Here is a 26,395-nt window from a genome sequence, read left to right as displayed (position 1 = left end):
AACAGCGCCTCAGGCCCCGTCCATGCCCGGGGGAACAGCCGCCTCGGTTCCGGGGAGGCCGCGCTCCTCAGCCCGCTTGTCGGCCATCGCGAGCAGGCGGCGGATGCGGCCGGCGACCGCGTCCTTGGTCAGTGGCGGGTCCGCGTGGTGCCCGAGCTCGTCGAGGCTCGCCTCCCGGTGCGCCAGACGCAGGCGGCCCGCCTCGAGCAGGTGGTCGGGGGTGTCATCGCCGAGGAGCTCGAGCGCGCGTTCGACCCGCGCGCACGCCGCGACCGCGGCCTGGGCGGATCGGCGCAGATTCGCGTCGTCGAAGTTGACCAGACGGTTGACCCCCGCGCGCACTTCGCGCCGCTGGCGGAGCGACTCCCAGTCGGCCGCGGCCTGCGCGGCGCCCATGGCATCCAGCACGGCGCGGATGGCGTCGCCCTCGCGCACGACGACGCGGTGCACGGAGCGCACCTCCCGCGCCTTCGCCGCGATGTCCATGCGGTGCGCGGCGCCGACGAGCGCCATCGCCGCCTCGGACGACGGACACGTCACCTCCAGCGCCGCGGAGCGACCGGGATCGGTCAGCGTGCCGGCGGCGAGGAAAGCGCCCCGCCAGACGGCGGCCAGATCGTCGCGCGTGCCCGTGGTGAGGCGGTTCGGCAGACCTCGGACGGGACGCCGGCGCTGATCGAGCAGACCCGTCTGCCGCGCGAGGGTCTCTCCCCCGTCGCGAACCCGCACGACGTAGCGGGGCTCCTGGCGCGATGACGACGCCTGCACCCGGCCCAGCTCGGGGCGCACGCCGTACAGGTCGATGATGTCGCGGGCCGCGCGCCGCGCGAGCGTCTCGGAATCCAGCTCCGCCTCGATCGCGATCCGCCCCGCGATGGAGTGCAGCCCGCCCGAGAACCGCAGCAGGGACGTCACCTCTGCGACGCGAGCCTGCGGACGCGGGTCGCGCACAGACATGAGCTCTGCCTTGACATCGGCGGTGAGTGGCACTGCTCTCCTCGGGTGGGGACCGGGGTGTACGGGGAACCTTGGTAGCTTACTCGCGCCCCAGATCGCGGTGCTTCACGCGGACGGCCACACCGGGCAGCTCGCCGAGTCGCTCGGCGAGCTCCACGGCCATCGCGACGGAGCGGTGCTTGCCGCCGGTGCATCCGACGGCGACGGTGGAATGGCGCTTGTTCTCGCGCTGGTATCCGGCCAGCACCGGCTGCAGCGCCTGCGCGTACGCGTCGAGGAAGGGGGCGGCGCCCTCCTGGGCGAGCACGTAGTCGCGTACCGCGGCATCCTGCCCCGTGAGGGCTCGAAGCTCGCCGTTCCAGAACGGATTGGGCAGGAATCGCATGTCGGCGATGAGATCGGCATCCGGGGGCACCCCGTATTTGAAGCCGAAGCTCAGCACGGTGAGCGTGTGGCGCGCGGCGCCGATCTCGGAGAAGAGCTCGCCCACCGTCGTGGCCAGCTGGTGGATGTTGAAGGTGCTCGTGTCGATGATCAGGTCGGCGCTCTCGCGGATCGGCCGCAGGCGCAGCCGCTCTCGCGTGATGCCGTCGACGAGGGTGCCCTCGTCTTGCAGGGGGTGCGGCCGGCGCACGGCTTCGAACCTGCGCACCAGCACCTCGTCGGACGCGTCGAGGAAGACCACCCGGAGCTTGCGCCCCTCGCGCAGCCCGCTCATCACGTCGGGGAGGCTCTCGAACATGTCGCCGCCGCGCACGTCCACGACGGCGGCGACGCGGGGCAGAGCCCCGCCGACCATGCCCGAGAGGTCGAGCAGCGGGCGCAGCATCTGCGGCGGCAGGTTGTCGACGACGTACCAGCCCAGGTCTTCGAGCGCGTTGGCGACCGTCGAGCGCCCCGCGCCCGACATGCCCGTGACGATGAGAACCTCGCCCGCGTCGTCCGTGTCCGTCATCACCCCACCTGGTTGGTCGATCCCGTCCACCCTACTGACTCGTGCCGGCCTCGACGCCCGCCTCGTCGGGCGTCGCCGCCGCCTTGCCCGCGTCGGCGTCGGTCAGGCCCTGGTGAATCGCGGCGGCGAGCCCCGGGCCGATGCCCTTGACCTCGCCGATCTGGTCGATAGAGGCCGAACGCAGCGCCGCGACCGAGCCGAAATGGCGCAGGAGCACACGGATGCGCTGGGCGCCGAGACCCGGGATCTCCGACAGCACGCTCTGGATGTCGCGGCGGCGGCGCGTGCGCTGATGGCGGATGGCGAACCGGTGGGCCTCGTCGCGCAGCCGCTGGAGCAGATAGAGCGCCTCGCTCGTTCGGGGCAGGATCACCGGGTACTCCTCACCGGGCAGCCACACCTCCTCCAGCCGCTTGGCGAGGCCGCACAGCGCGAGGTCGGCGTGCCCCGCCTCGGCCAGCGCTCGAGCGGCCGCCTCGACCTGGGGCTGCCCGCCGTCGACCACGAGCAGCTGCGGGGGGTATGCGAACCGAGGGCGGGGCCGTGCCGTGGCCTCCCCCTGCGTTTCTGCGGGGGACGCGTCGTCCGCCTCGGGCGCGTCGAGGTACGCGACGCGGCGCGAGATGACCTGGTGGATCGAGGCGGTGTCGTCGGTCGTGTCGCGGATGCCGAAGGTGCGGTACTGGTCTTTGCGCGGCAGACCGTCTTCGAACACCACCATCGAGGCCACGACGTTCGTGCCGCCGAGGTGCGAGACGTCGAAGCACTCGATGTGCAGCGGCGCCTCGCGCATGCCGAGCGCCTCCTGCAGGTCGGTGAGCGCCTGCGTGCGCGCGACGTAGTCGCTGGTGCGCCGCGTCTTGTGGAGCATGAGCGCGTGCTGGGCGTTGAGCGTGGCCGTCTTCATCAGCTCGGCCTTGCCGCCGCGGCGCGCCACCTGCACCGCGACGGGGCGATCGCCGCGCCGGTCGCGCAGCCACTGCTCGAGCTCGGCGGCATCCGCCGGCAGGTGGGGCACCAGGATCTGGCGCGGGATGTCGGCGGCAGCGGCCTCACCATAGGCGCGCTGGAGCACCTGGTCGACCAGTTCGCCGCCCCCGATGTCGATCTCCTTCTCGATCGTCGACGCCCGCACGCCGCGCACCCGACCACCGCGCACGACGAACTGCTGCACCGTCGCGGCCAGCTCATCCTCGGCGATGCCGAACAGATCCGCGTCCACGTCCTCGGCGAGCACGAGTGCGCTGCGCGAGAGCACCGCATCGATCGCCGAGAGCTGGTCTCGGTAGACCGCCGCGGCCTCGTAGTCCATCGCGGCGGCGGCCTCCCGCATCCGTGCCGTCAGAAGGGTGGTGAAGCGCTTGTCGCCGCCCGCCATGAACGCCACGAAGTCGTCGACGATCGCGCGATGCTCCTCGATCGACACCTTCATCGAGCAGGGCCCGCCGCACTTGCCGATCTGGCCGGGAAAGCAGGGACGCCCGGTCTGCATGGCGTGGCGGTAGCTGGCGTCGCTGCAGGTGCGGATCGGGAACACCTTGATGAGCTGGTCGATCGTGTCATGCACCGCCCAGACCTTGGGGTACGGGCCGAAGTACTTCGCCCCTCTGATGCGGCGGTTGCGGGTGACGAGCACACGCGGCGCTTCGTCGGCCAGGGTCACCGCCATGAAGGGGTACGACTTGTCGTCGCGATAGCGCACGTTGAAAGGCGGATCGAACTCCTTGATCCACATGTACTCCAGCTGCAGCGCCTCGACGTCGCTGCCCACGACGGTCCACTCGACCCCGGATGCCGTGGTGACCATGCGCCGCGTGCGCTCGTGCAGGCTGTGCAGGGGCGCGAAGTAGTTGCTCAGGCGCGCGCGGAGGTTCTTGGCCTTGCCGACGTAGAGAACGCGACCCGCGTCGTCCCGAAAACGGTAGACGCCGGGTTGGGTCGGGATCTCGCCGGGCCCGGGACGGTAGGGCAGCGGTGAGCTCACGGATCAGCCTGCCTTGCGCCGTTCGGCGGCGGGCTGCTCCGCCAGCAGCACCTCGGCGAGGAAGCGTCCCGTGTGGCTGTCCTCGATGCCGGCGATGCGCTCGGGCGTGCCGGTGGCGAGGATCTCGCCACCCCCCGAACCGCCCTCGGGTCCGAGGTCGATGACCCAGTCCGCCGACTTGATGACGTCGAGGTTGTGCTCGATGACGATGACGGTGTTGCCTTTGTCGACCAGCCCGCCCAGCACCTCGAGCAGGCGCCGCACGTCTTCGAAGTGCAGGCCGGTCGTCGGCTCGTCGAGCACGTAGACGCTGCGTCCGTTGGAGCGCCGCTGCAGCTCGGTGGCGAGTTTCACGCGCTGCGCCTCACCGCCCGAGAGGGTCGTGGCGGACTGCCCCAGCCGCACGTAGCCGAGACCGACGTCGACGAGCGTGCGCAGGTAGCGGTGGATCGCCTGGATCGGCTCGAAGAAGACCGCGGCCTCCTCGATCGGCATCTCGAGCACCTCGGCGATGTTCTTGCCCTTGTAGTGCACCGCCAGAGTGTCGCGGTTGTAGCGCTTGCCGTGGCAGACCTCGCAGTCGACGTAGACGTCGGGCAGGAAGTTCATCTCGATCTTGATCGTGCCGTCGCCGGAACAGGCCTCGCAGCGCCCACCCTTGACGTTGAAGCTGAAGCGGCCCGGCTGGTACCCGCGCACTTTGGCTTCGGGCGTCTCGCTGAACAGCGTGCGGATGCGGTCGAAGACGCCGGTGTAGGTGGCCGGGTTCGACCGGGGGGTGCGGCCGATCGGCGCCTGGTCGACGTGCACCACCTTGTCGAGCTCGTCGGTGCCGGTCACGCGCGTGTGGCGGCCGGGGACGGTGCGAGCGCCGTTGAGCCGGGTGGCGAGCACCTGGTACAGGATGTCGTTGACGAGCGAGGACTTTCCCGAACCGCTCACGCCTGTGACCGCGGTGAACACGCCGAGCGGAAAGCTCACCGTGACGTCCTTGAGATTGTTCTCCTTGGCCCCGACGACCGTCACCATGCGCTTCTTGTCGATCCGGCGTCGCTTCTGCGGCGTGGGAATCGCTCGCCGGCCCGCGAGGTAGTCCCCCGTGATCGAATGCTCGTCCGCCAGGAGCGCGTCGTAGGGACCCGAGTGCACCACGCGTCCTCCCCCGACGCCGGCGCCCGGCCCGATGTCCACGACCCAGTCGGCCGCCTGGATCGTCTCCTCGTCGTGCTCGACGACGATGAGCGTGTTGCCCAGGTCGCGCAGCGCCTCGAGGGTTCGGATGAGTCGGCGGTTGTCTCGTTGGTGAAGCCCGATCGAGGGTTCGTCGAGCACGTAGAGCACGCCGGTCAGTCCGGATCCGATCTGGGTGGCCAGCCGGATGCGCTGGGCCTCGCCGCCCGACAGCGACCCGGCCGATCGGCTGAGATTGAGGTACGTGAGCCCCACCTGGATGAGGAAGTCCAGGCGCACCCGGATCTCGCGCAGCACCTGGGCCGCGATGTGCGCTTCGCGCTCGGTCAGCTGGAGCAGCTGCATGAAGTCCCGCGCGTCACCCAGGCTGAGGTGCGAGACCTCGGCGATCGAGTGTCCGTGCACCAGCACCGCGAGCACTTCGGGCTTCAGCCGGTTGCCCTGACAGGCGGGGCAGGGCACCTCGCGCAGGTACTGCCCCCAGCGCTGTCGCTGGGTGTCGGACTCGGCCTGCAGCCACTGCCGCTCGATGTACGGGACGACCCCCTCGAATCCGGACGCGTAGCGCATCTCACGGCCGTACCGGTTCTTGAACTTGACGGTGACCTTGTAGTTGTCCCCGCGCAGCACGGCCTCGCGGATCTTCGCGGGCAGCTTGCGCCACGGCGTGTCGAGCGAGAAGTCCAGATCGGCGGACAGCCCTTCGAGCAGCCTCTCGTAGTACTGGAACAGCCCCTTGCCCTGCGTGGTCCACGGCACGATGACGCCCTCGCGGATGGAGAGCGCGTCATCGCCGAGCAGCAGGTCGACATCCACCGCCATCCGCGTGCCGAGACCCGAGCAGGTCGGACATGCGCCGAAGGGGGCGTTGAAGGAGAAGGTGCGCGGCTCGATCTCGGTGAGCTGCAGCGGGTGACCGTTGGGGCACGCGAGCTTCTCGGAGAAGCTCTGCCAGGCCGCATCGCCCTCCTCGTCGACGAAGTTGACCTGCACGACCCCTCCGGCAAGCCCGAGAGCGGTCTCGACCGAGTCGGTGACGCGCCCGAGGATGTCCGGGCCCGCGACGAGGCGGTCGACGACCACCGCGATGTCGTGCTTGTAGCTCTTCTTCAGCACCGGCGGCTCGGCCAGCTGGATGAGATCGCCGTCCACGATGGCGCGGGAATAGCCCTTCGCACCCAGCTCCTTGAAGAGGTCGACGAACTCGCCCTTCTTCTGACTGACGATCGGCGCGACGATCTGGTAGCGCGTGCGCTCGGGCAGCTCCATCAGCTGATCGGCGATCTGCTGCACCGTCTGCCGCTGGATCCGCTCGCCGCAGGTGGGACAGTGGGGCACGCCGATGCGGGCCCAGAGCAGGCGCATGTAGTCGTAGATCTCGGTGATCGTCCCGACGGTCGAGCGCGGGTTGCGGTTGGTCGACTTCTGATCGATCGACACCGCGGGGCTCAGCCCCTCGATGAAGTCGACGTCGGGACGATCGACCTGCCCGAGGAACTGCCGCGCGTAGGCGCTCAACGACTCGACGTAGCGGCGCTGACCCTCGGCGAAGATCGTGTCGAAGGCCATGCTCGACTTGCCCGAGCCGGACAGGCCCGTGAAGACGACGAGCGAGTCGCGGGGGATGTCCAGATCGACGTCCTGCAGGTTGTGGACACGGGCACCGCGGACGCTGAGGGTGGACGAGGAGGCGACGGGGACGATAGGCACCCGTCAAGTGTAGAAGCGGCATCCGACACCGGATCCGCCGCCTCTCAGCTCACTCACGGTTGCGGCGGCACTTTCCGGCGCGGGCGGCGGCGAAATGCGCAGCCGGCGCCGAAAAGTGCCGCCACACCGCAGGTGGTGGCGGTCATCGCAGGTGGTGGCGGTCGCCGCAGGGGGTGACGGTCACCGCAGGGGTGGCGGTCAGGTGCGGGGCATCCGGCCGGCGAACGGGGCGAGGGCGTCGCGGAGGGCCGCGAGCGCGTCGGCATCGAGACCCACGGCGGCCATGACCTGCCCGGGCACATCGAGCGCCCGCGTGCGCAGCGCGGCGCCGCTGCCGGTCAGGGTGATGCGCAGCATCCGCTCGTCCTCCGGCGACCGCTCGCGGCTGACCAGCCCCTGGGCTTCGAGCCGCTTGACGAGGGGGGACAGACTCGCCGGCTCGAGCGCCAGCTCGTCGGCGAGTTCCCCGAGCGAGCGCGGAGCGCGCTCCCAGAGGGCGAGCATCACCAGATACTGCGGGTGGGTGAGGCCCAGGGGCTCCAGGATCGGTCGATAAATCGAGACCACGTTGCGCGCCGCCGTCACGATCGCGAAGCAGACCTGGTTGTCGAGCAGAAGAAGGTCATCGCGGGAATCCACGGCGTCAGCCTAGCAATCGATGAGTACACTAACTGTTATGACTCAAAGCATCCCTCTGAGGGAGCGCATCCGGCAGGGGGGCGGGCTCTACCAGTGGATCAATGCGTCACTCATCCGCGTGGCCGGTCCCGCCGCGGTCGGTCCCTATGACGACCCCGCCTCCGCACCCGACCGGCCCAGGGAATGCCCCGTGTGTCACGCGGCGATGGACGCGCATGTCATCGACCGCACCGGCCCGAAGACGCTCCTCACCTGTCCCCCGCGCACGCGTGACCGGCGGTGACGTCGGTCAGGCGTGTCCGGCGCGCTCCATCGCCCGCAGCTCCTTCTTGAGGTCCTGCACCTCGTCACGCAGGCGACCCGCGAGCTCGAACTTGAGCTCGGCCGCCGCGGCGAGCATCTGATCGTTCAGGTCGGCGATCGTGTCCTCGAGCTGCGTCGCACCCTCGGCCGCGATCCCCTCCCGGCGCAGGCGCGGGGTCGGGGCCTTGCCCTTCTTGTCGGGGGAAGCGAGCCCGCGCTTGAGCATGGCCGCCGTGTCGGCGCCCTCGCGCGCGAGCACCTCGGTGATGTCGGCGATGCGCTTGCGCAGGGGCTGCGGGTCGACGCCGTGCTCGGTGTTGTACGCGATCTGCTTCTCGCGTCGGCGGTTCGTCTCGTCGATCGCGTTGCGCATCGAGTCGGTGATCGTCTCGGCGTACATGTGCACCTGCCCCGAGACGTTGCGGGCGGCGCGACCGATCGTCTGGATGAGCGACGTGCCGCTGCGCAGGAAGCCCTCCTTGTCGGCATCGAGGATGGCCACGAGCGAGACCTCGGGCAGGTCGAGCCCCTCGCGGAGCAGGTTGATGCCCACCAGCACGTCGTAGACGCCCGCGCGCAGCTCTGTCAGCAGCTCCACGCGGCGCAGGGTGTCGACGTCCGAGTGCAGATACCGCACGCGGACCCCGTGCTCGCCCAGGAAGTCGGTGAGCTCCTCCGCCATCTTCTTGGTGAGCGTCGTGACGAGCACCCGCTCGTCGCGCTCCACCCGCTGCCGGATCTGCTCGAGCAGGTCATCGATCTGCCCCTTGGCGGGCTTCACGACGATCTGGGGGTCGACCAGCCCCGTGGGGCGGATGATCTGCTCGACGACGCCATCGGCGATGCCCATCTCGTAGCGACCCGGGGTCGCCGACAGATAGACCGTCTGTCCGATGCGGTTCTTGAACTCGTCCCAGCGCAGCGGACGATTGTCGAGCGCGCTCGGCAGACGGAAGCCGTGCTCGACGAGGGTGCGCTTGCGGGACGCGTCGCCTTCGTACATGGCGCCGATCTGCGGAACGGTCACGTGCGACTCGTCGATGACGATGAGGAAGTCGTCGGGAAAGAAGTCGAGCAGGCAGTGGGGCGGCTCACCCGGCGCGCGTGCGTCGATGTGACGCGAGTAGTTCTCGATCCCCGAGCAGAATCCGATCTGCTGCATCATCTCGAGATCGAACGCCGTGCGCATGCGCAGGCGCTGCGCCTCGAGCAGCTTGCCTTCGCCCTCGAGCTCGGCCAGCCGTTCGGTCAGCTCTTCCTCGATCGTCCCGATCGCGCGCTGCATCACGTCGGCACCCGCGACGTAGTGGGATGCCGGGAACACGGGCACCGAGTCCATCCGCTCGATGACGTCGCCGGTCAGCGGATGCAGTTTGTAGAGCGCCTCGATCTCGTCGCCGAAGAGCTCGATGCGGATCGCGTACTCCTCGTACACGGGGATGATCTCGACGGTGTCACCCCGCACCCGGAAGTTGCCGCGGGAGAAGTCCACGTCGTTGCGGTTGTACTGCATGGAGATGAACTTGCGGATGAGGGCGTCGCGGTCGTACCGCTCCCCCACCTGCAGCGCCACCATGGCCCGCAGGTACTCCTCGGGGGCGCCGAGTCCGTAGATGCACGAGACGGTCGAGACCACGACGACGTCCCGGCGGGACAGCAGCGAGTTCGTGGTCGAATGACGCAGCCGCTCGACCTCGGCGTTGATCGAGCTGTCCTTCTCGATGAACGTATCGGTCTGCGGCACGTAGGCCTCGGGCTGGTAGTAGTCGTAGTACGACACGAAGTACTCGATCGCGTTGTGCGGCATGAGGTCGCGGAACTCGTTGGCCAGCTGCGCGGCGAGCGTCTTGTTGTGAGCCAGGATCAGTGTCGGTCGCTGCACCTGCTCGATGAGCCACGCCGTGGTGGCGGACTTGCCGGTTCCGGTCGCGCCCAGGAGCACGACATCGGTCTCGCCGGCGTTGATCCTGGCGGCGAGGTCGGCGATCGCCTTCGGCTGGTCGCCGGAGGGCGAGTACTCGCTGACGACCTCGAACGGACGCACACTGCGGGTCGGCTGCATGAGGAAAGCCTAGGTCGCACCGCCGACATCGGGGGTCGTCAGCCGCCGCCAGAGCGCGTCAACCTGCTCGTGCGTCTCTTCGAGCCGACCGGCGGTGTCGATGACGACATCGGCCACGGCGAGGCGATCCTCATCCGGCACCTGCGCGGCGATGCGCCCCCGCGCCTCGTCCTCGCCGAGGCCGCGCTCCGAGATGAGCCGCTGCAGCCGCACCTGCTCGGGAGCATGCGCCACCACGATCAGGTCCCAGGGATCGTCGACGCGGGCCTCGACCAGGAGCGGGACGTCGTAGACGACGACCGCTGCCGGATCCACGCCGAAAGCCTCTTCGAAGCGGCGCGTCGACAACTCCCGCACGGCGGGATGGACGATCGCGTTCAGCCGAGCGCGGGCATCGGGGTCGCTGTCGGCGCCTCCGAAGACCAGGCGACCGAGGCCCGCCCGGTCGAGCGAGCCGTCCGGGAGCAGCATCTGCGGCCCGAACTCGGCCGCGATCGCGGAGACCACCGCGGAGCCGGGCTGCTGCACCTCGCGCACGATCGCATCCGCATCGACGACGACGGCGCCGTGCGCGGCCAGTCGCCCGGCGATCGTCGACTTTCCCGAGGCGATCCCGCCCGTCAGAGCGATGAGAGGCATCCCCCGAGCATGCCATGACCGGTCGCGCGGGATATCATCGCCCTGTCTGCACAAGTACTGTCCTCCGCGAGCGCGCGGCTGTGGACTCCCCCCGACTCGAGGAGTGACCGTGGCGGATCACCGCGTCGCCGTCGTCGTCGAAGACGACACCGACATCCGCTTTCTCATCTCGGCCGTCCTCGAGCAGTCGGGCTTCGAGGTGCACGAAGCGGCGGCGGGGCCGGAAGGCGTCGAAGCCGTGCGGACCCACGAGCCGCTGCTGACGACGCTGGATGTGAGCATGCCCGGGTTCGACGGGTACGAGGCGGCGCGCCGCATCCGTGAATTCAGCGACACCTACATCGTGATGATCACGGCGCGGGCCGAGGAGATCGACTCGCTGCAGGGCGTGCAGGCGGGCGCGGACGAGTACGTGACCAAGCCCTTCCGGCCACGGGACCTGCGCGCCACGATCACCGCGATGCTCGAGCGACCGCGCAACCCGGCCGCGGGATGAACGGGCTCAGCCCGTGCCGTCGATGATGACGGAGGCGTCGACGCTGGACTCGGACCGCCGCGCCGCGTCGCTGGCCCCCTCGACCAGCGCCCGCGCGTCGTAGCCGATCCGGTCGGTCAGCGCAACGCCGATGCCCATGACGGGGATGACGGCCGCACCCATGCGGGACAGGTCGTCGAGCATGTGACGATGCAGCCTGCTCGCCACGCGGCGGGCATCGCCGACCGACGTCGGCTCCAGCACCACGACGAGGCAGGCCGGGTCGCACTCCCCGATGAACGAGGATGTCGGTGCGTTGCGGCGCATACTCGCGCGCCACACCCTCCCCACCTGCTCGGCTTCAAGGGGGCCGAAGGCCGTGCCGATGCGCGGCAGATCATCCAGACGCACCGCAATGACCGCGAGCCGATCACCGTGGTGCTCGGCACGCTCGACGACCTGTTGAATCGCCCGTGCCAACCACGCGCCGTGCAGCAGACCGTCCTCGGTCAGGCCGACCTCACCGTCGCGACCGCCCAGGCGCCCACCGACGCGGTCGGCGCGCAGCACCGAGGTCGTGACCACCGCGACGATCAGCAGCACCACGGTCAGCAGCGCCACGGGGATCGAGCCGAACCAGGTGACGAAGAACGGATGCTCGGGGCCGAGGACGACGAACGCCACCGAGCGTCCGGCGAAGAAGAGCCCCTCGCTGATCAAGACGATGGTGAGCCCCCACGAGCTCGGGGTCGACCCCATGACACCGCGGCGCGATTCGATGCCGCCGAGCAGGGCGAACACGGCCATGACGGGGTAGAGCACCAGCACGCCCGCCCACTCCGCCTCCGGGTACAGGGGCAGGAGCGACACGACGAGAACGGCGAGGCAGGCCGCGGCACCGCTCGCGCCCGATGTGCCCACGGATCGGCCGTTGAACGAGCGCGTGCCGAGCCACATGAACACGGCCGACGCGGCGAAGGCGGTGTTGCCGACCGCGATCGCCACCCAGCCGCCGGCGGGTGCCACGACCCAGGCGAGGTAGCAGAAGGTGGTCAGGATGCCCGAGAGGTAGCCCAGTGCCCACAGCATGCCGGCGCCGGTGTCCTTGCGGATGACCGTCTCGACGATGAACATCGACCCCGTCATGAGGACGACGATGGTGGTCACGACCGAGATCGAGAGCAGATCCAGCTGCATCAGGCCTCCTCGCCTTCACTCGCCGGCAGCCGCACGACGAAGGTCGTGCCCTCGTCGACGCGCGTCTGCACCGTGACCTCGCCGCCGTGGGCGCGCACGATGTCGCGACTGATCGCGAGCCCCAGCCCGCTGCCGTGCGTCGTGCTCTGACGCACCGCATCCGAGCGGAAGAAGCGCTCGAACAGCTGCGGCAGCTCGTTCTCGGAGATGCCCGGACCGTCGTCGTGCACCGTGATCCACGCGTGCAGGCCGTCGGAGGTCACCGCCACGTCGACGTGGCCGCCGTCGTGGTTGTACTTGACGGCGTTGGAGATCAGATTGTCGACGACCTGCCGGATGCGGTGCGCATCGGCGTACGCGATGGTGGTCTCGACGCTCGACCCGTCGATCGTGATGCGGCGCTCGGCGGCACGGGGTGCGGCCGACTCGATCGCCGCGTGGATGACCTCGGCAAGATCGGTTCGCTCGGGATCGATCTTCATCGCCAGCCCGCTGCGGGCGGCGGCCGACATCGCGAGGATGTCGGCGACGAGTTCGAGGAGACGGCCGGCGTTGCGCTCGGCCACCTCGAGGCTGCGCCGCGACATCGGCGACAGCTCATCGTCGTCGAGCGCGAGGTCGAGGTAGCCCATGATCGATGTCAGGGGCGTGCGCAGCTCGTGCGAGACGGACGAGATGAGGTCCTCCCGGGCGCGGATCGCGAGCTCCTCGTTGGTGACATCGCGCGAGATGACGATCGTGCCGGCATCCGACCCGTCCAGGTCGCGCATTCGCCGCGCCGTGTTGTTCACCGCGCGCCGTTCCTCGCCGGGATCGCCGTACCAGATCAGCTCGTTCTCGAACGTCTCGCCCCGGCGGGCGCGCGGAAGGGGCAGATCGTTCTCACTCAAGGGAGTGCGTCCGTCGGCGGCATAGGCGGCCGCCGCGGCGTCTCCCCCACCTGCGCGCTGGAGGCGATGGTGCGCCTCGTTGCTCACCGCGATGGTTCCGTCGGCCGACATGCGCAGCAGCCCGAAATCGACCGCGTCGAGCACGTCGGTGACGATGTCCTCCTGGCGTCGAGCGCGCTCGACGGATTTCTGCAGGTGCCGGGACTGCTTCTCGAGCAGCGCCCGCTGCGCATCGCCGCGTCGTGCGGCCAGCAGCGAGATCACCGCGACACCCGTGACGGTCACGGGCAGCAGGATCACGCTGAAGCCGAACTCTTCGCCCGGGTCGATCGCGACGATGCCCCAGAAGAGCACCGAGACCGCGGCTGCCGACAGCATGGCACCGGCGAGCCCGTACGACCACGCGATCCACATGACCGGGAAGACCCAGAGGATGCCGAGATCGGAGCCCTCGCTGGATTCTCGGAGGAGCAGGATCGCCACGATGTCGACGGCCGGCAATATCGCACTCGCCAGGTGCGGAAGACGGTTCCACGGCACGATGAGGGCAGCCCCGGTGGCGAGGAATGCCGCGGTCGCACCGCTGACGAACAGGGCCGGTCGTTCGATATCGCCGATCCACAGCACGAGCAGCGTCGCCAGCACGACGACGCCACCCAGCAGGGTCTGGTTCAGGATGACGACGCGCTCGCGGGCGCCCCGGTCCACGCGCGCGGAGCGGGCGCGGTCCTCCTGAATCTCCATTCCTCGAAACTATCGCGCCGAGACGGTTTCGGCCGTCGCGTCGGCGCGCGTGTACTGCTCCACGAGCTCGCGTTCCCGTGCGTGCGAGGGCAGACCGAAGCCCACCAGCGCGGCGCCGAGCACGATCGCCACCGCGCCGACGAGATACGCCGCCAGAGCACCCGTGACAAGGCTCTGCGCGGCGGCGGCGAGGATCTGGTCCTGATACTGCGGGTACTGGTCGGCCACGTGCAGAGCCGAGGCGTAGGACGCCTGCAGCGCCTCGGTCACGCTCGCGCTGATCGACGACGCGTCGGAGCTCGCGGAGATCTGGCGGGCGAACGCGGCCGCAAAGCCGGAGGCCAGGATCGCGCCGAGGATCGCCTGCATGATCGACCCGCCCAGGTCACGCTGCAGATCCGACGTCGCCGAGGCCATTCCGACCCGCGCGACGGGGGTGGACTCGGTCAGGGCGCGCGAGGCGGGTGTCATCGCGAGGGCGGCGCCACCGCCGATGAAGAAGAACCCGACCCCGACGAGCCAGTAGGGGGTGCTCTCACGCCAGAACAGCATCGTGACGAAGCCGATGAGCACGAGAGCGTACCCGCACAGCATCGTGACGCGGGAGCCGCGAGCCGTGACCAGCCGCGCGGAGACGGGCGCCAGCAACAGCAGGCTGACGGCCGCGGGGACGACGGCGAGACCGGCCTCGAACGTGTCGTAGCCGAGGATGTTCTGCAGGAACTGCTGCCCGACGAACATCGCCCCCATCAGCGAGCCGAACACGATCATGCCGCCTGCCGCGGGCACCCAGAACATGCGGCGACGCGCAACGGTGAGGTCGTAGAGCGGATGCCGGGTCGCGCGCTGGCGGATGCCGAATCCGGCGAACAGCACGACCGCGACGACGAGCAGCACGGCGCCGAGCGTCGCCTGCCCCGGCGCGAACACCGTGCTGACACCGAGCACGAAGGCGGCGACGGCGAGCACCGACACGACACCACCCAGATGATCGACGGGGTCCGACGATTCATGCACGTGGGCGGGCACCGCCACCCACACCATCACGACGGCGACCGCGGCGATCGGCGCGGCGATGAGGAAGGCCGATCCCCACCAGAACGCCTCGAGCAGCAGACCCGCGAGCACCGACCCGATGACCGTCGCCATCGCGCTCACGGCGGACCACAGCGCGATGGCCTTGGTGCGCTCGGGACCGTTCGCCCACAGCGCGGTGATGAGGGAGAGCGTCGTCGGATAGGCCATGCCGGCGGCGATGCCGGTGAAGATGCGCGCTGCGATGAGCATCTCGACCGTGACCGAGAACGCTGACAGGAAGCTCGCGACGACGGTGAGCACCAGACCCAGCAGCAGCAGCTGCTTGCGGCCGTAGCGATCGGCCAGCGCGCCCAGATAGAGGACGGACATCGCCAGGCCCAGTGAGCAGCCCAGGGCGACCAGGTTCAGCTGGGTCTGGGTCGATCCGAAGGCATCACCGATCTCGGGCAGCGCGATGTTGGCGGCGGCCAGATTGATGTTGCAGACGAGCGCCGCGAGGATCAGAGCGGACAGCACGAGGCGCGCACGCCGGGGAACGGCGGTCACGGTCGGGGCCGGCACGGCGGTCATGCTGCCACACTAGCGCCCCGCCGACACGGCTCTCGTCAGCGCGTGGGCTCGCCGATCGAGAGCATCAGCCGGTTCGCCCAGTTGAAGAATGCGCCGGCCATGACGGCATCCAGCACCTCGAGCTCGTCCATCCCGGCCTGCTCGAGTGCGGCCACCTCGTGGCCCGAGAACGTCGGCGGCGTGGCGGTGAGAGCCGCCGCGGCATCGATGATCGCGTCCCAGCGCGGGTCGAGTCGCACCGAGACGCCCTCGTCGAGCAGACGCTGCACATCCTGTTCCCTGGCGGAGTGATGGGTGGCGAAGCCCGCGTGCACGGATGCGCAGTACACGCACCCGTTCACACGCGACGCGACGGTCGCGGCGATCTCGCGGCCGGCGCGGTCGAGGCCGGCGTCGGTGTTGAAGAAGATGTCGAAGTCGGTCAGCGTGCGCTCGCGGAGCACATCGGGATCGCGGGCGAGCAGCCGGAAGTACTCATTGCGCACGCGTGAGCGCTGCACGAGCGCCTCGTAGTGCCGCTCCTCGAATTCCTCCTCCGGCAGCGGGTGCAGCCACGGGCGCCAGTTGAGCAGCTGCTGCGTGAACGCCGGCGGCGGGTCGAGGGGCGTCTCGGGGGCGAGCGAATCGGTCATGACGCGTCCTTTCCGCGCAGCACGATCAGGCCGTGCGCGACACGAAGCTGGAAGGCGAGGAACGACACCAGCTGCGAGATCGTGACGATGCCGGTCGTCGACCATCCGGCATCCAGCAGCTTCTGCAGATGTGCGCGAGAGGCGTCCCGCGGGTGGAGCGTGAGCATGTGGGCGTGCTCGATCGCCGCGACGAGTCGCTCGCCGAGCACGTATACCGTCTCGACGCCCGACATCTCGTGCTCGGGTCCGGCCACGCTCTCGTCGGCGTTGTCGAAGAGGAATCTGCCGTAGGGACCCGGGTGCGCTCCGAGCTCGGCCTCGGCGAGCACGATGTCGGCGAGATGCGCGCCCGCCTCGTCGGCGCGAAGCGCGTCGCCGTAGAAGGACACGCCCGGCCCCGACCGATGCAGCGCCGCCACGAACAGGGCGAGGGCCCGCCGCTCGACGAGCGAGACGGCCGAGGTGTCGTCGGGCTCGAACAGCGCGAGGTAGGCCCCCTGCGCGTGCTCGCGCGCCTCGGGCCGACGAGCGCGCAGCAGGTCGAGACGATCGCCGGGCCGGATGCCGGCGAGCACGTCGATCACGTCCGGGGTCTGCGTGCCGGGAAGGTGGGGCACGGTGCTCCTCTCGCTCATGCGGCGCTCTGGCCCAGGTAGGCCTCGCGGATGTCGGGGTTGGCCAGCAGCTGCGCCGCGGAGCCTTCCAGCCGGACGACGCCGTTGACGAGCACGTAGCCGCGGTGCGCGATCGAGAGCGCCAGCTCGGCGGACTGCTCGACGATGAACACGGCCACGCCGAGCTCGGCGTTGATGCGCTGGATCGTCTCGAGCACCTGGTCGACGATGATCGGCGCCAGCCCCATCGTGGGTTCGTCCATGCAGATCAGCCGAGGTCTCGACATGAGCGCCCGCGCGAAGGCGAGCATCTGCTGCTCGCCGCCAGAGAGCGTGCCCGCCTGCTGCCGCCGCCGCTCGGCGAGACGCGGGAACATCTCGTACTGCGTCTGCACGTCTTCGCGCAGCCGGGCGGTCGACACGCGCCGGGTATAGGCCCCGACGAGCAGGTTCTCCTCGATCGTCATCTCGGGGAACACGCGCCGCGCCTCGGGCACGCTCGCGATCCCCGACCGCACGACCTGCGCCGTGGAATCGCGCAGGATGCTCCGCCCGTCGAACTCGATCTCGCCCGCACGCGGCGTGACCAGGCGCAGGATCGTCTTCATCGTCGTCGACTTTCCGGACGCGTTGCCGCCGAGCAGCGACACGATCTCGCCCCGGCCGATGGTGTAGCTGACCGATTGCAGGGCATGGAACTCGCCGTAGTACACGTCGACATCGCGCACCGACAGCAGCGGGGCGCCGGTCTCGGGCGCACTCATCACTTGTCCTCCTCGGTTCCGTGCAGCACGGCGCCGGCGACGTCGTGCGTGCGCGCGGCGACGTGGCCTCGGCGCTTGCCGAGATAGGCCTCGATCACGCGCTCGTCGTTCTGCACCGCCGCGGGCGGACCGTCGGCGATGATCCGGCCGCCGTCCATCACGACGACCCGATCCGAGACGGTCATCACGAGTTCGAGCTTGTGCTCGACGATCACCATCGTCTGACCCTGGGCCTTCAGCTCCAGCAGCTGACGGATGACCTCCTTGGTCTCGGCGGTGTTCATGCCCGCGGTGGGCTCGTCGAGCAGCAGGACAGCGGGGTCCGAGGCGAGCGCGCGCGCGATCTCGGTGCGGCGGCGGTTGGCGTACGACAGCGTCCAGGCGGGATGGTCGCGTCGTGGGGCCAGGCGGGTCTGAAAGCGCGCGAGCTGGGTCGTCACGCGTTCGCGCATCTCGCGCCGCTCGCGACGAAGCGCGGGGCTTCCGACGGTCGCCAGCACGGTCTCGGCGACCAGGGCGACCCAGCGCACGACGGGGATGCCGCGCAGCGCGGGCAGCGGAGTGGCGGCGCGCGCGAGGGGCACCTGCCCCACCAGCACGTTCTCCTCCACCGTCGCGTTCGCGAAGACGCGGCCGTTCTGGAACGTGCGCCGCATGCCGCGGCGGGCCATGGCGTCGGCGCTGCGCCCCGCGACGTCCTCGCCGGCGAAGCGGATGCTGCCGGCATCCGGGCGCAGGTCGCCGCTCAGCAGATTGATCGTCGTGGTCTTGCCGGAGCCGTTGGGGCCGATGATGCTGACGACCTCGCCGTCATCGACGTGGAACGCGGCATCGTCGACGGCGCGCAGGGCGCCGAACGTGCGCGTGAGACCCGAGACCTCGAGGACGCGACTCATCGTCTCTTCCCTTCCTCTGGATGCCCGGCGGCGCTCCCTGCACCGGGTGCCGCAGGCGCGAGCGTGCCCGGAAGCTCCGGTTCGGCGCCCGCGGCGTCGGCATCGTCGACCTGGGACGAGTCCGCGCCCCCGGAGCGGTCACGGCCGGTCAGGCGACGCACGAGACGCGCGAAGGGAAGCGGCAGCGTCCACAGACCCTGGGGGCGCAGCCGCACGAACACCAGCAGCACCAGCCCGTAGATCAGCAGGCGCGTGTCCGCGGCGACGCGGAACAGCTCGAGGCCGCCCACGAGGATGACCGCCCCGAGCACCGCACCGAAGGGGCGCAGCATGCTGCCGAGCACGGCGATGATGACGATCTGGAACGACAGGTTCGGAGTGAAGATCTTGGGGTCGAGGAAGCCGTACTGCGCGGCCCAGAAGGCACCGGCGACGCCCGCGATGAACCCACCGACGGCGAACGCGAGCGACTTGTACTGCGGGGCGGCGATGCCCGCCGCACGCGCCGCGACCTCGTCATCGCGCACGGCCCGCCAGTACAGCCCGAGGTGCGAACGGCTCATCCGGTGCACGAGCAGGATGATCAGCAGCAGCAGCCCCAGACCCAGCGCGTACAGCTGGGTCGGCGAGCTGAGGACGAACCCGAACACCTCCGGCAGCGGGATCAGCGACAGTCCACTCCCTCCGCCCGTGAGGGGCTCGGCCACGAGGATGACCGCGACGATGGCGGCCCCCGTGGCGAGCGTCGCGATCGCCGGGTAGTGGCCCGACAGCTTCCACGACGGCGTGTTCAGCAGCGCGATCAGCACGGCGGCGATCAGGCCCGCGACGAAAGCGGCCGCGAGGAACGGCATGCCGGCGTTCTTCATCAGCAGCGCCGCCGCATAGGCGCCGATCGCGACCGGCCCCGCCTGCCCCAGCGAGAGCTGGCCGGCTTGGCCGCCGATCACGGTCATCGACAGCGCGATCATCGCGAAGGCGATGATCTGGATGCCGACCTGCACCGCGTACCCGTTGAACAGGCCCGGGATGGCGGGCAGGAGTGCGAGCGCGACGAGCACCGCGATCTGCCAGCGTCGCATGACGAGTGGACGTGCCTGAGAGAAGAAGGTGCCCGTGAGCGGCTCGCGCTTGACCGTCTTCTTGCCGAGCAGACCCTCCGGCCGGATCCAGAGCACGGCCAGCAGCACGCCGAAGGTGATCAGCTGCCGCACGGAGTCACCCCAGAGGCCGACGCCGATCGCCTCGAGCACGCCCAGGATCAGCCCGCCGATGACGGCGCCGAGCAGCGATCCGAGGCCACCGAGGGTCGCAGCGGCGATGCCGGCGAGCCCGATCTGGAAGCCCTGCGTCGGCGCGATCGTCGTGAAGTAGGCCGCCACCAGCACACCCGCCAGTCCCCCGAGCGCGGAGGCGACCATGAAGGCGATCGACTGCACACGGGCGACGGGAACGCCCATCTGCGCCGCCGCATCGCGATCCTGCGAGGTGGCGCGGATCGCGCGACCGATGCGGGTGAACCGCAGCGCGAGCGCGAGCACCGTCATCAGCGTGACGCCCGTGACGAGGATGATGACATCGATCAGCCCGAACGTGAGCCCGCCCACCTGGAAGGTGACCGGCGGCAGGCCCGAATCGAAGCGCCGCACCTCGGGTCCGAAGACGATCTGCAGCAGGTTGTCGAGGATGATCATGACCGCGATCGTCGAGAGCACCGCCGCGATCGGGGCACGGCCGGCGAACGGACGCACGGCGACGAGGTTGATCAGGTACCCGAGGGCCCCGGTCACGACCACCGCCGCCAGTGCGCCCGCCCACAACGGCATGCCGAAGGTGGTCGTGACCAGCCAGCCGACCATCGCGCCGACCGCGAAGAGCGATCCGTGCGCGAAGTTGACCACGTTCGCCACGCCGATCACGAGCGACAGCCCGAGCGCCACGAGGGCGTAGGCGTTGCCGTTGATCAGGCCGGCGAGGAGTATGTCGAACAAGCGGACTCCTGGTTCGGCCGGCTAGTCAGCCGAGGTCGTCGGTCTCGACGAAGGCGCCGTCCTGAACCTGCAGCCAGGTGAAGGGCGGGTCGTCGATGCGACGCTCGTCGTTGTACTGCGTGTCGCCGTAGATGATCGAGGGGATCGCCTCCCCGTCGCGAAGAGCGTTGCGGATGCCTTCGCGATCGAGGGTCTCGGCGTTCTCGGCCGCCCACGCGAGCTGCTTCAGACCATCGTAGGCGTAGGCCGCGAAGAGGTTCGGCGCGTAGCCGAACTCGTCGGTGTACGACTCGACGAAGGACGTCACGGCGGGGTCGTCGGCCTCGGGGAAGAACGACGTGTCGACGTAGATGCCCTCGGCGGCGTCACCCGCGAGATCGAGCAGCTGCTGCGAGTAGTTCGACCCGACCGCCACGTAGGGCACGTCGAGACCGACCTGCTCGGCCTGCTGCGCCAGCAGCGCCGCCGTGGAGTAGTACGTGTAGATGATCGCGACGTCGGCCCCGGAATCGCGTGCCTGCACGAGCTGGGGGCGGAAGTCGGTCGAGGTCTCCTCGACGGCCGTGGAGTAGACGATCTCGTCGCCGTTGGCGGCGATCTGGTCCTCGAGCACGTCGTTGGCGGTGTTGCCCCAATCGGTGTTCAGATAGAACACGGCGATGTCGTCCCCGAGCTCGCCGGCGGCGTCGGCGACGACACGCGCCTCGACCTCCTGCGTGATGCTGGGGCTGAAGACGTAGTCGCCGGTCTCGGTGAAGTCCGGGTGCGAGTTCGTGATGCCCAGCTGCAGCAGACCGCCGCGCTGGTAGAGCGGGCTCGCGACCATCGACGTCGCCGACGAGAAGTCGCCGAGCACGGCGAGGATGCTGTCGTCGCTGACGAAGCGCTGTGCGATCGTCGTGGCCTGGGCGGCCTCGCCCTGGCTGTCCTGGAAGTCGAGCTCGACCTCGCGACCGTCGATTCCGCCGTCGGCGTTGATCTCTTCGAGGGCGATCTGGAAGCCCTCCTGCCAGTTCTCGCCGTACTCGGCCTGGTTGCCCGTGAGCGGACCCGAGACGCCGAAGACGATGGGCTCGTCGGAGGCCCCTGGTGTGCCGCTGCCGGCGTCGCCCGCGCACGCCGCGAGCACCATCGTCGTCGCGGCGGCAGCGGCAGACCAGGTGAGAAGGCGGCGTGTGGGTGTCATGGGAGTTTCCTTGTCGAAGCGAGGGATATCAGCAGGTGGTGCAGACTCCATCGTCGGCGAGCGGGGACCGCGCGCCGAACCGGCGCGTAACACAAGGCCATGTGACGATGCGCTGCGGCCCCCGGCCCCGTAGAAAAGAGACATGTCATTCCTCGCGCGCCCGACCCTCGCCCTGGTCGGTGGCGGCCCCCGCGCGGTGTCATTGCTCGAACGGATCGCCGCCAACGCGCCGCCCGACGCCGACCTGGATGTGCATCTGATCGACGACATGCAGATCGGCGCGGGTCGCATCTGGCGCACCGACCAGCCGCGCGAGATGTGCATGAACACTCTCGCCCACGCCGTCACGCTCTTCACGGACGCATCGGGCACGATGGCGGGGCCCATCCGCCCCGGACCGACGCTGCACGAGTGGTCGTTGCTGGTGCACGACCGGGCGTTCGGATCGGAGGGCGAGTCGGCGCAGCGGGTGGCCGCGATCCCTGCCGCCCACGTCGCCGCCTTCGACGAAGTATCGCCGCGCCCGGGAGTGGCCCAGGCGTACCGGGACGAGCTGTCGACCCAGCGACCCGAGTCCCACCCCAGCCGCGCCCTCTATGGCGAGTATGCGCTCTGGTGCTACGCGCATGCGCGCGCGCGCCTGCCCCCCGGCATCCGCGTCGTCGAGCACCTGGACCGCGTCATCGACGTGACCGAGCGGGACGGCCGTCAGGTGCTCGGTCTCGCCTCGGGCGTCGAGCTGGTCGCCGACGCCGTCGTGGCCGCGACCGGGTGGATGCCGCGTGCGCTGACCGACGAGGAGCGCGAGATCGTCGAGGCCCGCGCGGCCGACCCGTCGCTGCTCTGGGTGCGCCCCGACAGCCCGATCGACCAGGATCTCGGGGGCGTCGAGCCCGGCGAGCACGTGATCGTGCGGGGCCTCGGGATGGGCTTCTTCGACACGATGGCGCTGCTCACGCTCGGGCGCGGGGGACGCTTCGTGCCGGACGACGACGCGCCGGGCGGCCTCGCCTACGTGGCGTCGGGCGCGGAGCCGGTGCTGCATGCGACGTCGCACCGTGGTCTGCCCTATCGCGCGAAGACGCTCTACGGGTCGCTGCCGCCGCGCGCGGCGCAGCGCCATCTGCGCGGCATCGATTGGACGCGGGTGCCCCGGCCTATAGATTTCGACGCGGACGTATGGCCGCTGATCCTCAAGGACGCGTTCGCGGACTACTACGAGACCCTCGCCCGCGTGCGTCCCGGCGCACTCGCCGGGTCGCTGTCGCATGTGCTCGCGGCGATCGACCGGTCCCCCGGCCGCATCGATGCGCTCGAGGAGGCCGTCGCGCCACTCGTCCCGTCGCCCGGCGACCGGCTCGACCTCGCCTCGGCACTCGCCCCCGTGGGCCGAGAGTTCGCGTCACCCGAGCAATACCAGGCGTGGGTGGCGGCGTTCGTCGAGGCGGATCTGGCCGAGGCGGAACGCGGCGCCGACGGCCCGCTCAAGGCGGCGCTCTGGTCGATCGCCTCCGCACGCGGTCCCGTGGGAACGATCGGGGCCTTCGGCGGTTTCGACGCCGAGTCCCGCCGCGGCGGATTCCGCCTGCTCCACAGCGCCGGCGGCATGTTCGGCTCGGGGCCCCCGGCGTTCCGCAACCGCCAGCTGCTCGCGCTGATGACCGCGGGAGTCGTTCGCATGATCGGCCCGGGCGCGTCGGTGCGGGTCGCCGACGGCGCCTTCTCCGCGTCGTCGCCGTCGGTGCGCGGCTCCGAGGTGCAGGCTCGCGCCCTGATCGACGCCTGGATGCACGTCCATGACGTCTCGGCGAGCGCTGACCCGCTCACCCATGCCCTGCAGAGCGCAGGACGGATGCGGCCCTTCCGCATCGCGGCGCGCGCGGGCGGCACCGTGGCGACCGGAGGTTTCGACATCGACCCTCAGACGGGCCTGCTCGTGCATCCCGACGGTGAGCTCGACAGGTCGTTCCACGTGGCGGGGATCCCCGTCGACGAGGTCATGCACGACGCCATCATCAGCCCGATGCCCGGCACCGATCCGACGATGCTGCGCGAGACCGACCGCGTCGCCCGCAGCGCCCTGCGCATCGCCCTCGCACCGCCCGCCGCCCTCACCGCACCCTCGACACCGCACGGAGCAGCACATGAGTGACGTCCCCCCGGTTCCCGCCCGCCCCACCGCGCTCGTGACCGGGGCGACCGGGGGCATGGGCTCGCGCATCGTCGCCGACCTCCGTCGCACACACGGCGTGGTCGCCCTCGGTCGCGACCCGGAGCGGCTGAGAGCCCTCGCCGAGAAGACCGGATGCCGCGGCGAGCGGGTCGATGTGACCGACCCCGACGCGGTGGCCGACGTCGTGGCCGGGCTGCCGCGACTGGACGTGCTCGTGCATGCGGCGGCGGTGGCGCAGGCGCTGCCCGTCGACGCCGCATCGGCGCAGGACTGGCACCGGCAGCTCGACACCAACGTCGTCGCGCCCGCTCTGCTCACGCGCGTGGCGCTGCCCCTGCTGCGCCAGGCGCAGGGCACGGTCGTGTTCATCGGGTCGGGCGCGGGCACGAGACCCGTGCCGGGCAGCGCCGTGTACTCGGCGAGCAAGCACGCCCTGCGTGCTCTGGCGGATGTGCTGCGCATCGACGAGGAGCCGCACCGCATCCGTGTCGTCACGATCGCGCCCGGGCAGACCGACACCGCGATGCTGCGGGGCATGATCGAATCCGGCGGCGGCGACTACCGGCCGGAGCTCTACATCCGCCCCGAATCGGTCGCCCAGACCGTGCGGTTCGTCGTCGACGCCCCCGGCGACGTGCACCTGACCGATGTCGCGGTGCGACCGCGGGTCGAGATCTCCCGCCTCTAGAACGACCGAAGGGGCCGGGACCCGAAGGTCCCGACCCCTGTCGTGTGTTCGCGGATCAGCGTCCGGCGAGCTTCTCCCGCAGTGCGGCGAGGGCCTCGTCGTCGGCGAGGGGACCGGCGCTGCCGACCACGTCGTTCGAGAAGCCGGAGCCGGCGGCGCCGAAGTCGGCACCGGCCTGAGCCTCGGCCTCCATCGCCTTCGCGACCTGCATCTTGTGGGCCTCCCAGCGCTCCTGGGCAGCGGCGTACTCCTGCTCCCAGGCCACGCGCTGCTCGTCGAAGCCTTCCTTCCACTGGTTGGTCTCGGGGTCGAAGCCCTCGGGGTACTTGTACTCGCCCTGCTCGTCGTACTCGGTCGCCATGCCGTACAGCGCCGGGTCGAACTCGGTGCCGAGCGGGTCGACCGAGTCGTTGGCCTGCTTGAGCGAGAGCGAGATGCGGCGACGGTCGAGGTCGATGTCGATCACCTTGACGAAGACCTCTTCGCCGACCGAGACGACCTGCTCCGCGAGCTCGACGTGCTTGCCGGAGAGCTCGGAGATGTGCACCAGGCCCTCGATCCCGTCGGCCACCCGGACGAACGCGCCGAACGGCACGAGCTTGGTGACCTTGCCCGGTGCGACCTGACCGATCGCGTGGGTGCGGGCGAAGATCTGCCAGGGGTCCTCCTGCGTCGCCTTGAGCGACAGCGACACGCGCTCGCGCTCCAGGTCGACCTCGAGGATCTCGACGGTGACCTCCTGGCCGACCTCGACGACCTCCGACGCGTGCTCGATGTGCTTCCACGACAGCTCGGAGACGTGCACGAGACCGTCCACTCCGCCGAGGTCGACGAACGCGCCGAAGTTGACGATCGACGAGACCGTGCCCTTGCGGACCTGCCCCTTGTGCAGGGCGTTGAGGAAGTTCGAGCGGGTCTCGGACTGCGTCTGCTCGAGAAGCGCACGACGCGAGAGCACAACGTTGTTGCGGTTCTTGTCGAGCTCGAGGATCTTCGCCTCGATCTCCTGGCCCAGGAACGGCGTCAGGTCGCGGACTCGACGCAGGTCGATGAGCGACGCGGGGAGGAAGCCGCGCAGGCCGATGTCGACGATCAGACCGCCCTTGACGACCTCGATCACCTGACCGGTGACGACACCGTCGGTGTCCTTGATCTTCTCGACGTCGCCCCAGGCGCGCTCGTACTGCGCACGCTTCTTGGACAGGATGAGGCGACCTTCTTTGTCCTCCTTCTGGAGGACCAGCGCCTCGACCATGTCACCGAGGTCGACGACTTCGTTGGGGTCGACGTCGTGCTTGATGGAAAGCTCGCGGGAGGGGATGACACCCTCCGTCTTGTAGCCGACGTCGAGGAGCACCTCGTCGCGGTCGATCTTCACGACGGTGCCTTCGATGAGGTCTCCGTCGTTGAAGTACTTGAGCGTCTTCTCGACCGCGGCCAGGAAGTCCTCGGCAGATCCGATGTCGTTGATCGCGACCTGCTTGGGGGCCGTGGCGGTCGTTGCGGTAGTCATGTAGTGGGTAGTCCTTGTTGGGTGGAGTTTCGGGCCCATGATCTGCGAATCCGTCGCGAAGACACGAGGCCTCTGCGATCTGGGCAGAGCGGATGTGGATTGTCGTGCACGCACAGCGAGAGAGCCATGCGAGTGACAGTCAAGGATAGCAGACGAGGCCGCGTGCACGCAGGGGCGCGGGCGCGTTTCGCAACGCTCAGCGCCGGCGGGCCGCCTCGACGCACGGAACACACCTCACGGCGGCGGGGCGTGCACGCAGCCGCCCCTCCGACAGCGGCTCGCCGCATCCCTCGCAGACGCCGTACCGGTCGGTGCGCAGCCGCTCCTCCGCGCGGTCGAGCTCGGCGAGCTCGGCGAGATGCTCGCCGCGCAGGCCCTCGGCGCGCGACCACTCCGTCACGAGCGTCGAGCCTTCGGGGTCGTGCTCGTCGTCGGTCCACTCCTCGCGCGCATGACGGATGCCGGTCAGCTGCTCCTCGAGCAGTGCCAGGCGCTCACGCACGGCCCGCCGGCGGTCGTCGATGAACCGCGCGTGCCGTGCGGCGGTCGCGCCGGCGGAGCTCTCTGCCATGCCTCCAGGCTAC

General features: G+C 69.9%; 22 protein-coding genes. 4 read left to right on the top strand and 18 right to left on the bottom strand.

What is annotated here, in order from left to right:
• Nucleotides 1-9: 9 nt before the first annotated feature.
• The 5 genes from whiA to M4I32_RS00340 form a co-directional block, all read right to left on the bottom strand.
• Nucleotides 10-990 (bottom strand): DNA-binding protein WhiA, encoded by a 981-nt coding sequence (gene whiA, locus M4I32_RS00360; RefSeq protein ID WP_319032505.1) that lies wholly within the window; start codon nucleotides 988-990, stop codon nucleotides 10-12.
• A gap of 46 nt (nucleotides 991-1,036) precedes the next feature.
• On the bottom strand, nucleotides 1,037-1,912 hold the full coding sequence (gene rapZ / locus M4I32_RS00355; protein ID WP_319032504.1) for an RNase adapter RapZ: 876 nt from the start codon (nucleotides 1,910-1,912) through the stop codon (nucleotides 1,037-1,039).
• Nucleotides 1,913-1,943: 31 nt separating this feature from the next.
• Nucleotides 1,944-3,896 (bottom strand): excinuclease ABC subunit UvrC, encoded by a 1,953-nt coding sequence (gene uvrC, locus M4I32_RS00350; protein WP_319032503.1) that lies wholly within the window; start codon nucleotides 3,894-3,896, stop codon nucleotides 1,944-1,946.
• Nucleotides 3,897-3,899: 3 nt separating this feature from the next.
• Nucleotides 3,900-6,797 (bottom strand): excinuclease ABC subunit UvrA, encoded by a 2,898-nt coding sequence (gene uvrA / locus M4I32_RS00345; protein ID WP_319032502.1) that lies wholly within the window; start codon nucleotides 6,795-6,797, stop codon nucleotides 3,900-3,902.
• Between the two features lie 198 nt (nucleotides 6,798-6,995).
• Nucleotides 6,996-7,436: a MarR family transcriptional regulator gene (locus M4I32_RS00340; protein ID WP_319032501.1), complete on the bottom strand. Its 441-nt coding sequence runs from the start codon at nucleotides 7,434-7,436 to the stop codon at nucleotides 6,996-6,998.
• A gap of 37 nt (nucleotides 7,437-7,473) precedes the next feature.
• Between M4I32_RS00340 and M4I32_RS00335 the strand changes: the two genes are divergently transcribed.
• Entirely contained in the window at nucleotides 7,474-7,719 is a 246-nt protein-coding gene (locus M4I32_RS00335; protein WP_319032500.1) for a hypothetical protein, read from the top strand.
• Between the two features lie 6 nt (nucleotides 7,720-7,725).
• Here the strand turns inward: M4I32_RS00335 and uvrB are convergent, their stop codons facing one another.
• A complete protein-coding gene (uvrB, locus tag M4I32_RS00330; RefSeq protein WP_319032499.1) occupies nucleotides 7,726-9,801 on the bottom strand; it encodes an excinuclease ABC subunit UvrB in 2,076 nt (691 codons plus the stop codon).
• Nucleotides 9,802-9,810: 9 nt separating this feature from the next.
• Nucleotides 9,811-10,440 (bottom strand): dephospho-CoA kinase, encoded by a 630-nt coding sequence (gene coaE / locus M4I32_RS00325; RefSeq protein WP_319032498.1) that lies wholly within the window; start codon nucleotides 10,438-10,440, stop codon nucleotides 9,811-9,813.
• Nucleotides 10,441-10,549: 109 nt separating this feature from the next.
• On the opposite strand from coaE, the gene M4I32_RS00320 reads away from it, so the two are divergent.
• Complete coding sequence (locus tag M4I32_RS00320; protein ID WP_319032497.1) at nucleotides 10,550-10,936, top strand: response regulator; 387 nt, start codon at nucleotides 10,550-10,552, stop codon at nucleotides 10,934-10,936.
• A 6-nt stretch (nucleotides 10,937-10,942) separates the two neighbouring features.
• Here M4I32_RS00320 and M4I32_RS00315 read toward each other — a convergent pair whose 3' ends face one another.
• From M4I32_RS00315 to M4I32_RS00275, 9 genes are read right to left on the bottom strand one after another with little or no spacing between them, the layout of a single operon-like run.
• Nucleotides 10,943-12,112, bottom strand: coding sequence for a hypothetical protein (locus M4I32_RS00315; RefSeq protein WP_319032496.1), 1,170 nt, complete (start codon nucleotides 12,110-12,112; stop codon nucleotides 10,943-10,945).
• Entirely contained in the window at nucleotides 12,112-13,746 is a 1,635-nt protein-coding gene (locus M4I32_RS00310) for a HAMP domain-containing sensor histidine kinase (RefSeq protein ID WP_319032495.1), read from the bottom strand. The genes M4I32_RS00315 and M4I32_RS00310 overlap by 1 nt, the downstream gene beginning before the upstream one ends.
• Before the next feature lie 9 nt (nucleotides 13,747-13,755).
• Nucleotides 13,756-15,354: an MFS transporter gene (locus M4I32_RS00305; protein WP_319032494.1), complete on the bottom strand. Its 1,599-nt coding sequence runs from the start codon at nucleotides 15,352-15,354 to the stop codon at nucleotides 13,756-13,758.
• 35 nt (nucleotides 15,355-15,389) lie between these two features.
• Nucleotides 15,390-15,986 carry an alkylhydroperoxidase domain protein gene (locus M4I32_RS00300; RefSeq protein ID WP_319032493.1) on the bottom strand — a complete coding sequence of 199 codons (597 nt, stop codon included), beginning with the start codon at nucleotides 15,984-15,986 and terminating at the stop codon, nucleotides 15,390-15,392.
• Nucleotides 15,983-16,603 (bottom strand): CMD domain protein, encoded by a 621-nt coding sequence (locus tag M4I32_RS00295; protein WP_319032492.1) that lies wholly within the window; start codon nucleotides 16,601-16,603, stop codon nucleotides 15,983-15,985. The genes M4I32_RS00300 and M4I32_RS00295 overlap by 4 nt, the downstream gene beginning before the upstream one ends.
• Nucleotides 16,604-16,617: 14 nt before the next feature.
• Nucleotides 16,618-17,364, bottom strand: coding sequence for an ABC transporter ATP-binding protein (locus M4I32_RS00290; protein WP_319032491.1), 747 nt, complete (start codon nucleotides 17,362-17,364; stop codon nucleotides 16,618-16,620).
• Nucleotides 17,364-18,260: an ABC transporter ATP-binding protein gene (locus M4I32_RS00285; protein ID WP_319032490.1), complete on the bottom strand. Its 897-nt coding sequence runs from the start codon at nucleotides 18,258-18,260 to the stop codon at nucleotides 17,364-17,366. The genes M4I32_RS00290 and M4I32_RS00285 overlap by 1 nt, the downstream gene beginning before the upstream one ends.
• Nucleotides 18,257-20,251: an ABC transporter permease gene (locus M4I32_RS00280; RefSeq protein ID WP_319032489.1), complete on the bottom strand. Its 1,995-nt coding sequence runs from the start codon at nucleotides 20,249-20,251 to the stop codon at nucleotides 18,257-18,259. The genes M4I32_RS00285 and M4I32_RS00280 overlap by 4 nt, the downstream gene beginning before the upstream one ends.
• Nucleotides 20,252-20,276: 25 nt before the next feature.
• Nucleotides 20,277-21,437, bottom strand: a complete 1,161-nt coding sequence (locus tag M4I32_RS00275; protein ID WP_319032488.1) for an ABC transporter substrate-binding protein — start codon at nucleotides 21,435-21,437, stop codon at nucleotides 20,277-20,279.
• 142 nt (nucleotides 21,438-21,579) lie between these two features.
• On the opposite strand from M4I32_RS00275, the gene M4I32_RS00270 reads away from it, so the two are divergent.
• Nucleotides 21,580-23,589: an FAD/NAD(P)-binding protein gene (locus M4I32_RS00270; RefSeq protein WP_319032487.1), complete on the top strand. Its 2,010-nt coding sequence runs from the start codon at nucleotides 21,580-21,582 to the stop codon at nucleotides 23,587-23,589.
• Nucleotides 23,582-24,298: an SDR family oxidoreductase gene (locus M4I32_RS00265; protein ID WP_319032486.1), complete on the top strand. Its 717-nt coding sequence runs from the start codon at nucleotides 23,582-23,584 to the stop codon at nucleotides 24,296-24,298. Before M4I32_RS00270 ends, M4I32_RS00265 begins: the two co-directional genes overlap by 8 nt.
• 55 nt (nucleotides 24,299-24,353) lie before the next feature.
• Here M4I32_RS00265 and rpsA read toward each other — a convergent pair whose 3' ends face one another.
• The gene (gene rpsA, locus M4I32_RS00260; protein WP_319032485.1) at nucleotides 24,354-25,811 is read right to left on the bottom strand and encodes a 30S ribosomal protein S1; all 1,458 of its coding nucleotides are present in this window, start codon (nucleotides 25,809-25,811) and stop codon (nucleotides 24,354-24,356) included.
• 196 nt (nucleotides 25,812-26,007) lie between these two features.
• A complete protein-coding gene (locus M4I32_RS00255) occupies nucleotides 26,008-26,382 on the bottom strand; it encodes a TraR/DksA family transcriptional regulator (protein ID WP_319032484.1) in 375 nt (124 codons plus the stop codon).
• Nucleotides 26,383-26,395 lie beyond the last annotated feature (13 nt).

It is taken from the genome of Microbacterium sp. LRZ72, assembly GCF_033792225.1.
In the GTDB taxonomy this organism is placed as follows: domain Bacteria; phylum Actinomycetota; class Actinomycetes; order Actinomycetales; family Microbacteriaceae; genus Microbacterium.
The sequence above is the reverse complement of the archived record's forward strand: the minus strand, read 5'-3'. Positions and strand labels throughout refer to the sequence as shown.